Genomic DNA, 11,506 nt, shown 5'->3' on the forward strand with positions numbered 1-11,506 from the left:
TCTGGTCGCCAAATCACAGATTATGGCGTGAGGCTTCTCGGCGATCTAGCTAAAAAAACGATGCTGATTTAGTATCCTTTTTCAAAGTTATTAACGATAATATTGCAGAATTACTATGAGTATAACATTACTTCTCTTGAATTTGAGAAAGCAAACATTTTATACAAATGTATGTTGAAAAAAAGTAATTAAGGGCAGGACATTTTATTACTCTCACTTTGTTAAGAAACAGAAAACACAGGCAAATGAAAGTAATGCAGATTTTTCTATGTTTTTTAACTAATCAAATATACTTTTCCTTCGTCTAGATCGTAATAACCACCTACAGTTTTTAATTTGTTTTCCTGAACTAACTGGGTAATCACTGGAGAAAGATTGATAATTTTTATTTGTTCCATTACATTAGCTTTAACAGCACTTTCTACAGAATATCCATCTCTACCTTTAGCAATTTCTACAGCAGGTTTAATAGCAGAAATTATACTGCCAATTTGACCTGGAACAGGTTTACCATCCATTGTTGCTTTTACTGCCCCACAATTTTCATGCCCTAGTACCATTAACACTTTTGAACCTAATACAAAAGTACCGTATTCTATAATACCCATTTCTTCTGGAGTCACAATATTTCCGGCTTCTTGAACTAGGCGTAGTTCAAAGGTTCGTGCAACCAGGGGCAATTAAAGCTTAAAAGTATTGATTTATATGGGTTAGAGCTATCTTACTTTTTTATGGTCTGAAAGTTATAGCAATGTGCGCTGGCATATTTACAAATTACAGGAACTGTCCAATAGCTAAAAGTCTTATGTGATTCCTATGGAATGCTTGCGCAAACGGGTTTTTATTCCCCTCCTGGGAGGGGTTAGGGGTGGGTTGCCAGATGAGCTGTTGCCTGTTGCATATTGCCTGCGCACAGCGCCATATTTCAAACAATAACGGAAGGGAATCATAAGAGTTTCAGAGCCTTTCTCTGACTCGCTGCAGTATATAATGCCAACCTTCTATTTACGCCGTTTTGGTACAGTATCCCGAAGTAGTAAATGCTATCAAAATCTTACATGGAATTGACATTGACAGAAAGCTTGTGAAGCAATATCAGCAGCCGAAGCAGTTGGAGTTAATTTTCTACCCTTGATATCATCCCGACACAAGCTCTGCGCGGGATTCCCATCCATCGACCGTTACTACCGATCGCCCTTATTTCACTTGATATGGCAGAGATGAATGGTGCAGATTGATTTTCAGATCACCGTTTTCATCACGAACATAACCAAAAGTGTATTCTACCTTGATCTCGCTACCGTCTGTTTTGGTGAAAAAATACTCACCCATTGAGGTAGCTGTATCGCAGTGGGTAATAATTCCTTCATTCTCAAAGCGCACATTGTTATAGGGCGCAAGAGCAAAACCTTTATCTTCGCTGATGCTCCCACTGACAAAATAAGACAAAGCCTCTTTCTCTGTACCTCTGAATGGCTCATTGCTGGCCAGTGTTGGTTTGAACAAAACCGTACCAAGATCATAACCATAAAGCCTATCAAGAGTACTTTGTGCTTCTGCTTCTGGGTTTTCTGCCTTGCCAATGGCGACAATGGCTTCGCCCCAGCTTTGCTGTGCAGCTAGAACATCGTTTTCTGTTACAGGATTTTCGCATGACGCAGATTGTACTGTTGGCGTAGATTGAGGGTTCGTGCAACCAGCCATTGTGGTTACTGCAGATACGATTAAAAGTGCAAAGAAATTTGGTTTCATGGTCATCTTTTTCTTTTATAGGACTAGGAGTTAATAGGTTAACCTATTTCCGCCTACAAGGCTACAAACAGATAATTTTCTTGAGAAAGTTGCTGAAATTGTTCATCATTTCTGGATAATTGGCCAAGGAAATTTAAGGTTTAACGCTCAAAAAGGAGCGCATTTGAGGCGCATAGTTGGGCAGAAAAATCTTGGGACAAAACTTAGCTCCTACCTCCTCACTCATTCCCATTTCTCCTGTCTCCTGTCTCCTGTCTCCTGTCTCCTATCCCTACTAAAAGACTTTTGAGCGCAAACCCTAATTATATTAACGATAATCTTGGCGCTGAATATCTCGCAACCGAGCTTCTGGACGCTTAAACCTATCTAGTTGTGCTTCAAAAAATGCACGATTTGCTTTTAAATGTTCTAGGTCTGGGTCATCTAAAGGATGTAATGTTGCCTGTCTTAATGCTTGAATAACTGCGGAAGTTACACAATACATTGAACGTTGAAAAGTAATTCCTAACTGAATCAACATATCATCTTCACCCCGACAATTTTGTTTGTAATAATCAACTAAAAATGATGGTAAAAAATGCAGCATATCCTGCATTAATAATGTGGGAGGGATACCAGCATTTCCCACTGGAAAAACATCTGCATAAAGAATGCCATAATGAAAGTCTTTTTGATTTTCTGGTACTTGTTTTGCCTGAGCATTATAAGACTTTGTACCAGAAAATCAAAAAGACTTTCATTATGGCATTCTTTATGCCATAATGAAAGTCTTTTTGATTTTCTGGTACTTGTTTTGCCTGAGCATTATAAGACTTTGTACCACGGAAAGGTGCAGTGCGATAAAAGACAGCTTCTACATAAGGTAAAGCAGCTTCAAATAACCAAGTAAAACCACAAGATTTGGGAATAATTTCATGTAACTCACCCCGAATATAAACATGATGATAAATTGGGCGATTTGCTACAGCAAAAATTCCATTTACAAGAAAATTCATTGCTTCTGGAACGCTGGTTAATTTCCCTTCATTATATAAATCAAACATTTCAAAAAAAACAGCAGCCATTACTTCCCAAAATAAACCAAGATTACTGTAATAAGAAAGTTGTCTGACCTGTTCGATAAACATTTCTGGAAATAGTTTATACAGACCTAACATTACAGGATTTCCTTGAAAATAAGCTTTAATTGCTTTATCCGCTGCTGCCTTATATTCAGGAGTATCTAAATAAGGATCGAATTTACCTCCCATTTCCCGATGCCAAAACATTGCTCGCATACAAGCTTCGGCAAATTCCATATTAATTCTGTCATGCCATAAATGATGTAATAATTTTGATTTTTTGCCACTTTCTCCCTTTTCAATAAATGCTAAAAGTTCTGGATGAGCTGTTGCTTCTCCGCGCCAAACTCTTAAGTCTGCATCATCACCTGCATAGTGATTATGAAGTTCTAAATATTCTTTTGGCAGGAAGTATTTAAAGAAGGGTAAGGGGTTTAAAAATACTCGTTCGGCAATATAAAGTAAGTCGCGCCAATAGAAATCCATTGGTACTGCATAAGCTTTATAAATACCGATAATTTGCATTAGGTTTTCTGGGGTATCTGGTAGCATTGCTCCACCTGCTTCGAGGCGGTGAATAATTTCGGCAAATTCATGTTGGGATGGGGGAAGTTTTATTGTTGTTTGTGTCATAATTTTTGAGGTTTTAGGTGTGAGGTGTTATATCATGTTTGCTTCAATGAAAATCATAAAAATTTGGCACTTTGTAGCACTTTTTAGGTTGGGTTGAGTCCGCGTTAGCGGAGCTTATCCTGAGGATAAATCCAACAACAATAATTGTATTTGTTGGGTTGCGCTAGCGCTTAACCCAACCTACGGTATTATAAATAATTATTCGCACATTAAGTTTTAGTTTGTATCTGTTGGGTTTCGCTACTTCGAGACGGGAAATTAATTTCGGCAAATTCATGTTGGAAGGGGGGATGTTTTATTGTTATTTGTGTCATAATTTTTGAGGTTTTAGGTGTGAGGTGTTATATCATGTTTGCTTCAATGAAAATCATAAAAATTTGGCACTTTGTAGCACTTTGTAGATTTGGTTGAGTCCGCATTAGTGGAGCTTATTCGGAGGATAAATCCAACAACAATAATTATATTTGTTGGGTTGCGCTAGCGCTTAACCCAACCAACTGCATTATAATTATCCAAACTTGATATTAGTAGGAATTTTGAGAAATATTCTTACACAGTTTTTATATCTGACAAAACAACCTAATTTCTGTACTCCAGGAAATTAACATCTGCTGTATTTATCAAACTAGCTAATTTTTGACTTTTGACTTTTGACTTTTGAATTTCTATAGAAGAATTAGGGACTAAAAAATTGGAAGTTGCTTCACTCCAACGCACTAACCAAGTAGGTTGAATTCCTAAAAAGAAAATCACTACTGCTAATACTAAAGCAGGGGTACGTTCGGACCAAATAACTTTAGGATAATAAGCTGTATCATTATCTAATTTGCCGAAACAAGTACGGTTTAACAAAATCACAAAATAAACAGCAGTTAAACCACTGGCAATAATACACAACAGAGTAGGAATAGGAAACACCGAAAAACTACCTTGAAATACTAGAAACTCAGCAGCAAAACCTACCATTCCTGGAATACCTGCACTTGCCATTCCACCCATAATTAATAAAGCGCTCGTAAAAGGTAAACCACGCACCGGACTCATCAAACCATTCAACACAGATAATTCGCGAGTACCAACTTTGCTTTCTACCACACCTACCAGGTGAAATAGAATCGCTAAAATTAAACCGTGAGCAACCATTTGAGAAATAGCTCCCACTAAACTCAAAGGTGTATTGGCAGCAGCAGCAACAACAATATAACCCATGTGGCCAATTGAACTGTAGGCCACCATCCGTTTGATGTCTTGTTGAGCGATCGCTGCTAATGCTCCATACAAGACGCTAAAAGTACCAATTATCGCCATTCCGGGAGCGACTATTTGCCAGGTTTCGGGAAATAATCCTAACCCAAAACGCAATAGTCCATAAGTGCCTAATTTTGCTAATATGCCACCGAGAAGAATGGTGACGGGGGGAGATGATTCGACGTAAGCATCTGGCAACCAAGTATGTAAAGGTACTAATGGAATTTTAATACCGAATCCTACTAAGAGAATAGTTAGTAAGATAAGTTGGGTTTTTAGGGATAGTCCTTGGGTTGAGATTAGGTCATAATCAAAACTGGGAGAATTGCTTAACCAAGTTATTCCTAAAAATCCTGCTAATATCAGAATTCCGGATACTGCTGTATAGATCAGAAATTTGGTTGCTGCATAACCTCGTTTTTTACTACCCCAAATTGCTATTAATAAATAGATGGGGATTAATTCTAGTTCATAAAAGAGAATGAATAGTAATAGGTTTGCGGAGAGAAAAGCACCTGCTATTCCGGCATTTACTAACAAAATTAAGGAGTAGTATAATCGCGGGCGATCAACATTATTGCCATATCCATAAACTACGATGAATGTTAGTAAGGAATTTAGGGCGAGTAATGGTAAGGATAAACCATCTATACCGAGATTATAGGTTAAACCTAATTGGGGAATCCAGGTAAAATGTTCTTGAAATTGTAACCCTGGATTATTTAGGTTAAATTTAAGGGCAATTTCTACAGTCCAAACTATTAGAGATAGGGCAATTGCTAAGGTGATTTTTCGTAATTTTTCATCGGTAATTTTTCCGGGAAAAAATCCGACTAAAGCTGCCCCTAAAATTGGGATGATAATTAAGACACTGAGCATAATTTTCTGTTATTTTTATGTTAATTAAATTTTAGTCTGTGCGGAAGTTAAAAGTCAAAAGTCAAAAGTAAATCATTTTTTATTTGTAATTGTTTTAGGATTTTGTAACTGGTCAGTTATTTCCGCCATCCTGCACTAGTACAACTAAGGGGTAATTTCAGTTATCAGTTATCAGTTAGTCTCCTCCGGAGGAGCTACGCTAAGTAACTGTTAAATCAGGTTCATTATCTACTTAAATATTTGCCAAATATTAGCCGAGCGCTAGAGTTATTTTTGAGTGTTATCTACAGATGATTTACAGAAATAATTGATTGAGATTTTCCCTCCAATCAACCTATTAATAAATCAGTTCCATCATCAGGCTAAATTCAACATCTCAAAATTTATGTAAGTGGGGTGGGTTCCTGCCTACCCAAAAATATCAGGAACGGGCAAGATGCCCCCAAACACAAAACTATTAAAATCATCCCGCATTTTTGCAACGCTATTTTTGAGTGTCATCTACAGATGATTTACAAAAATAATTGATTGAGATTTTTCCTCAAATCAATCCACTACTAAATTAACTTAGATTCAACATCTCAATATTTTAGTCTGACAAAAACTATAATTTTTGAGTGTAATCTACGGATGATTTCCGGAAATGATTGATTGAGATTTTTCCTAAAATAAAACTACTAAATCAGATTAGATTCAACATCTCAAAATTTGAGTCTAGTACAACCAACGGGTAATTTCTAAGTGTAATCTACAGATTATCCATGGGAATGATTGAGATTTTTCCGTAAATTGACCTGCTGTTAAATCAGCTTTATGGCAGGCTTAAATATTTCAAAAATTCAAGGCAAGCATTACAGTTATTTTTGACTATGATGTACAGATAATTAATCACAATATAACCTTTCTCAAGTCATACCATTTATCCATGAAGTTGCGCTTAATAAAAGATAACAGCTATTAGTAAAATTCAGGTTTTGGTCATAATTATTAAGCGCATTTTTACAGATAAATGGTATTACTAAGGTACAGTTATTTTTCTTCTTTTCTACTCCCTACTCCCTACTCCCTACTCCCTAAAATAAACCAACCACTAACCAACTTAATAATAGAGTCATACCAATCAAAATTGTCAATACATAAAACTGAGACTGACCAGAAACATTATATTTCAAACCTTGACCACCAAACACAGTCGCTAAACCCACAAAATTAACTACACCATCCACAAGATAGCGGTCAACCCAGGAAATAATTCTTGATACTAAACCCACCACAAAAACAATAGTAATTCTATACAGTTTTGCAGTGTAAAAATCGTAGGCAAAAAAGTCTTGTATTGCTGGTAAAGGAAACTTAATTGGTTTCTCCCACCCATCGTTTAGATAAATCAATCCACCAATACCAAAACCAAGCACACTGGATAACAATAATAAACCAGCAACAGTTTTATTAATAGTTGCGATATCCGGTAGTAGTTGCCATTGTGCAAACAATAGAGGAATATGCAACGTAAAACCAGCCAAAATAGTCATCGGCAAAACTAACGCCCATAAACCTTCAGGCGATCGCTCAGTCATTTGCTTCGGTTGACCACAAAAAATTAAACCAAACTCCCGAATAATACTAAAAGCAGTGAACCCATTCACCAACAACAACACACCTACTAACCAAGGTTGACTACTCCACAAATAATCTGTCATTTGCAACAGTGCCCAGAAACTACCCAAAGGAGGCAAACCCACTAAACCAGCAGCACCCACTAAATAAGAAATTCCAGTAATGGGGCGACGAGACCATAAACCACCATATTGAGTCAAGTCTTGACTGACGCAGTTTAAAATTACCCCACCCGTACTCATTACCAACAACGCCATCGCACAAGCGTAAGTAAATAACAACATCAAAGCAGTTTCGTCTTGACCAGTTCCCACAGCGATAAAGACCAAACCCATGTAAGTGCTGACTGAATAAGAAAGCGATCGCTTAATATCAATTTGGCCAATAGCAATTAAAGAAGCACAAACTGCGGTAAATACTCCCACCCCGATCGTGACTGTGGAAGCAACAGGGGATAAAGCTAAAACAGGTTGCACTTTAATCAACACCCACGCTCCAACTGCTACTACCAGGGAGTTCCGTAAAATAGTACTTGGCACTGGCCCTTCCATTGCTTCATCTAACCACAGATGTAGGGGAAACTGAGCGCATTTACCTAGAGGTCCGGCAATTAAAGTAAGGCTTAATAGGGTGGCAGTTGTAGGAGCGATGTTTGCAGTTTTTGCCCACTCAGCTAACTCCGTATAATTCCAAGTTCCTGCTAGAGGTAATAGAGCAACTACTCCCATGAGCAAAAATAAATCTCCCACCCGTTTTGTCAGGAAGGCGTCTCTTGCTCCAGTAATTACTAATGGTTGGCTAAACCATAACCCCACTAATAGATATGTACCGAGAGTGAGAATTTCTAGAATTATGTAACTCCAGAATAGGGAATTGCACAAGACTAAGGCACACATTCCAGCTTCAAATAATGCCAGTAGGGAGTAAAAACGTGCCCATCCCCAATCCATTTCCATATAGGCGATCGCGTAAATTTGGCTCAGAAGATTGAGACCAGTAATTAATATAGTCGCTCCAATAGTGAGGGTAGATATTTCTAGGGAAATAGTGATATTTAGCCCTGCCACATCTAGCCAAGGTATTGATAATTCTTGAGTTGGTTGATTCCAAGCTACTGATAGAGCGATTAAGCCATGTAAGAAAGCGATGAAGGTCATAATCAGATTGATATAACCTGCTGGTCTTGGCCCGGTACGTTTAATAATTCCGGGAGACCAGGGTATGGCTAGAGCTGCACCGACGATAGCATAGCAAGGTATTAACCAAACTGTTTCTAGAAAGTCATTTGATAGCATTATTTTTATTTTTGCGAGATTTTGATAAATAACTTGCTACTTTAATTTAATTAATAGTTAATTTTATATTAAGTTTGGTACGTATATTAATATTTTTGTTTTACCAATAATTTGAATTGTTTATGTATTGATTATGAGAGCTTAATTTTATATATTAGAGATTATCTATTGTACTATAGCAATATAAGCATTCAGCCGTCAGCCATCAGCTATCGGCTATTACTTTTAGTTCAGATAAAAGCTTTATTAATTGTCTTACTACAAAAGTTGGCTCCCTTATCCTGAAAGTCAGTTGTTAATTTAAACACTATTCCATAAGAGAGAGTCTTGTTGCTGTTAACGCAGTTCCTCCGGAGGAGGCTAGCTGACAGCTAATAGCTGTTTGCGCAGCATTCCGGAGGAAATGCTTACCGAATTATTTAGTTATTAATAATTAATAATTAATAACTAAATAATTCGCGCCTTGAAGCCTCCCCTTTTAAGGGGAAAAAAGCGGTCGTTAGCGTAGCGCACCCGTTGGGTGGGATGGCGAGGTATCCTCGCTGTCCGACCATCGACCAAGACAGCGGTCGTTAGCGTAGCGCACCCGTTGGGTGGGATGGCGAGGTATCCTCGCTGTCCGACCATCGACCAAGAGAAGAAATAATATTTCCTTATATTCAATTCCATAGCGGTTAAAACCCGAGGTAATTATCAATTATCCATTATCAATTATCAATTAATGAAATAGCAATCCCAAATCATTTGCGATAATTTTATTACTTTGATTTTTCAATTTAAAAAGTGCTGTAAAATTGTTGTGACTGTACCTCAAAAACCTGAAATACACTGTAAAAAATGGTTAAAGCTACAGTAAATATTGTTTTTCTCAAAATTATCAAACAACATTAAAAGCTTGCAACATTAATGTAATGATGCCTACTATCTACAACCAAGGGAATAACGAGTTGCCACCCCCGTTTTGGAATTAACACCTGTTGCTTGTTGACATAATTTTCTAATTTGCGCTCCATCTAACAAAGCATCTGTAAAGTCTGCATCTGTAATATCAACAGCATCAAAAGTCGAGCCTAACATTATTGTTTCCACAAACACCCCATCAGTTAGATCGGCATTAGTAAAATCAACTAAGTCTGCCATAGCATAAGTTAAATTCGCTCCATGTAAATTTGCTTTAGTTAATGTCGAATAACTAAAAATAGCTCCCCGTAAATCGGCATCTGTAAAATTAGTTAGTTGAAGATTCGCATTAGAAAATTCTGCGGACTGCAACACTTGGCCAGAAAAATCTTTTCCGGTAAGTTGGGCATTGCTATAAGAGAGGGGTGGTGGGTAATATTGAGCTTGAGCTAGGGTTGGCCACAAAAACAAATTCAGTGTTAATAAAAAAGTAGCAATTTGATGCAAAATCATAGTAAATGGTTTATTAATTAGACTATCTAACTTAGTTTATCTTAAATTAGGCCACATAATTTTTAATTGCGATTTAGGAGGTTGAAAGAATAAGTATGGCAAGTTTTTTCATCACTTGGTTAATGGCAACCTTATCACTTTTAATTACAGCTTTTGTTGTACCTGGTGTGAGAGTTGATAGTATTCCGGCAGCAGCAGTTGCAGCAATTGTTTTGGGGTTAGTAAATGCGTTTGTGAAACCAGTTTTAACAATTTTAACTTTGCCTCTGACAATTTTAACTTTAGGGTTGTTTTTATTAGTAGTAAATGGAATTTCTCTTTCATTGGCAGGATATTTTACTCCTGGTTTAGAAGTTGATGGTTTTTGGCCTGCAGTTTTGGGGGCAATTGTGTTATCTTTTGTTTCTAGTTTTATTGGCGGATTTGTTAATAAACAGGAAGAATCTCAAGATATTTAATCAGTAATCAGAAGGAAGAAGGAAGAAGGAAGAAGGAAGGAACAAGAAGGAAGGAGGAAGAAGGAAAAATATTACGTTGTCGGAGTTTTAGAGCTTCTCAATCTTTCCGTTCCTTTTCCTTCTACTGTTATATGTCTAAATATATCTACAGCAAAAAACGAATGGGTGTTTGACTTAATTCGTAAAAAAAAGCTGAAAGCTGATTGCTGATTGCTGAATGCTTACCTATTCCCTATTCCCTACTATATTTTTTTTATCTTTCCATTTACTCCAAATAAATCCTACTATTAGAGGCAACCATAACCAGTATCTTTCCATTGGATTTAAAACCCAACTATTATCTCCTAAAGTTTGTCTGTATGGCAAAACAAAATAAATAAATCCTGATAAACTCACCCATCTTATCCCTAAATTTCTAGTTGCTACAGCAAAAGGAATAAACCAAGTAAAATACCAAGCATGAACAATAGGAGATAAAGTTAATAATAAGAAAAAATACCATTCAGTAAAATCAACAAATCTACGACAATTCCAGATTAAAATTCCTACTCCTAAGCAAAGAGGAATTCCATAAATCCAGTTAAATTTTGTAGATTGTTCCGAAACAAAACTAACTAAATAAGGAATTAATTCAGCACTACGACCATTAACAACAAAATTTGAACTTGTAGGAATGAGCGAACATTTTCCAGGTTGACAAAAATTTAGAGCTGCAACACACATTGGTAATAAACCAATTAATAATAAAAAACCTGCTTGCTGCACTTGATGGAGAAGGTAACTAAATGTTTTGTCGTCTAATTTAAACCTCGAAAACCTACTAGTTTTATGTACTTCATCAAGTTGCAAATTATGATAAAAATTATGCTCCTGTTTATCTGATTTTTCGGCGCTATGAAGCATATTAATTTTGATTCTTTTCTGTTCCCTATTCCCTGTTACCTGTTCCCTAAAACATAATATTTTCTGCCAAACAACAAAAGATAAAATTGGTAAAGAAACCCATTTTATTGCCACACTTATACCAATTAAAAAAGCACTCCAATACCAACGATAATTATCTTGTTCTTTTGGGTTAAATACCCCGTCGTCTACAGTTTGAGTCCCCATCCAGTTTTTCCAACTTCGGTCTTTCCTTCTTCCTTCTTCC

General features: G+C 36.7%; 6 protein-coding genes and 2 pseudogenes. 1 reads left to right on the forward strand and 7 read right to left on the reverse strand.

The window, feature by feature from the left end; genetic code table 11:
• Positions 1-275: 275 nt before the first annotated feature.
• From D5R40_RS25775 to D5R40_RS25805, 6 genes and pseudogenes are all read right to left on the reverse strand, one after another.
• On the reverse strand, positions 276-680 hold the full coding sequence (locus tag D5R40_RS25775; RefSeq protein WP_124144307.1) for a carbonic anhydrase: 405 nt from the start codon (positions 678-680) through the stop codon (positions 276-278).
• A gap of 517 nt (positions 681-1,197) precedes the next feature.
• Complete coding sequence (locus D5R40_RS25780) at positions 1,198-1,758, reverse strand: metal-independent carbonic anhydrase family protein (RefSeq protein ID WP_240038876.1); 561 nt, start codon at positions 1,756-1,758, stop codon at positions 1,198-1,200.
• Between the two features lie 301 nt (positions 1,759-2,059).
• Positions 2,060-3,446 (reverse strand): annotated as a pseudogene (locus D5R40_RS25790) (CO2 hydration protein).
• Between the two features lie 579 nt (positions 3,447-4,025).
• The gene (locus D5R40_RS25795) at positions 4,026-5,573 is read right to left on the reverse strand and encodes an NADH-quinone oxidoreductase subunit M (protein ID WP_124144309.1); all 1,548 of its coding nucleotides are present in this window, start codon (positions 5,571-5,573) and stop codon (positions 4,026-4,028) included.
• A gap of 1,073 nt (positions 5,574-6,646) precedes the next feature.
• A complete protein-coding gene (locus tag D5R40_RS25800) occupies positions 6,647-8,485 on the reverse strand; it encodes an NAD(P)H-quinone oxidoreductase subunit F (protein WP_124155432.1) in 1,839 nt (612 codons plus the stop codon).
• Positions 8,486-9,406: 921 nt separating this feature from the next.
• Complete coding sequence (locus D5R40_RS25805) at positions 9,407-9,898, reverse strand: pentapeptide repeat-containing protein (RefSeq protein WP_124155433.1); 492 nt, start codon at positions 9,896-9,898, stop codon at positions 9,407-9,409.
• A 95-nt stretch (positions 9,899-9,993) separates the two neighbouring features.
• Here D5R40_RS25805 and D5R40_RS25810 point away from each other — a divergent pair, with 95 nt between their 5' ends.
• Positions 9,994-10,356 carry a phage holin family protein gene (locus D5R40_RS25810; RefSeq protein ID WP_124155434.1) on the forward strand — a complete coding sequence of 121 codons (363 nt, stop codon included), beginning with the start codon at positions 9,994-9,996 and terminating at the stop codon, positions 10,354-10,356.
• 225 nt (positions 10,357-10,581) lie between these two features.
• Here the strand turns inward: D5R40_RS25810 and D5R40_RS25815 are convergent.
• Positions 10,582-11,506 (reverse strand): annotated as a pseudogene (locus tag D5R40_RS25815) (hypothetical protein); the annotation flags it as partial.

This window comes from Okeania hirsuta, from assembly GCF_003838195.1.
GTDB lineage: Bacteria > Cyanobacteriota > Cyanobacteriia > Cyanobacteriales > Microcoleaceae > Okeania > Okeania hirsuta.

Excerpts from the sequence above, each read along its gene's own strand:
- D5R40_RS25780 (WP_240038876.1), bottom strand. The coding sequence starts at position 1,758 with ATGACCATGAAACCAAATTTCTTTGCACTTTTAATCGTATCTGCAGTA.
- D5R40_RS25795 (WP_124144309.1), bottom strand. The coding sequence starts at position 5,573 with ATGCTCAGTGTCTTAATTATCATCCCAATTTTAGGGGCAGCTTTAGTC.
- D5R40_RS25800 (WP_124155432.1), bottom strand. The coding sequence starts at position 8,485 with ATGCTATCAAATGACTTTCTAGAAACAGTTTGGTTAATACCTTGCTAT.
- D5R40_RS25805 (WP_124155433.1), bottom strand. The coding sequence starts at position 9,898 with ATGATTTTGCATCAAATTGCTACTTTTTTATTAACACTGAATTTGTTT.
- D5R40_RS25810 (WP_124155434.1), top strand. The coding sequence starts at position 9,994 with ATGGCAAGTTTTTTCATCACTTGGTTAATGGCAACCTTATCACTTTTA.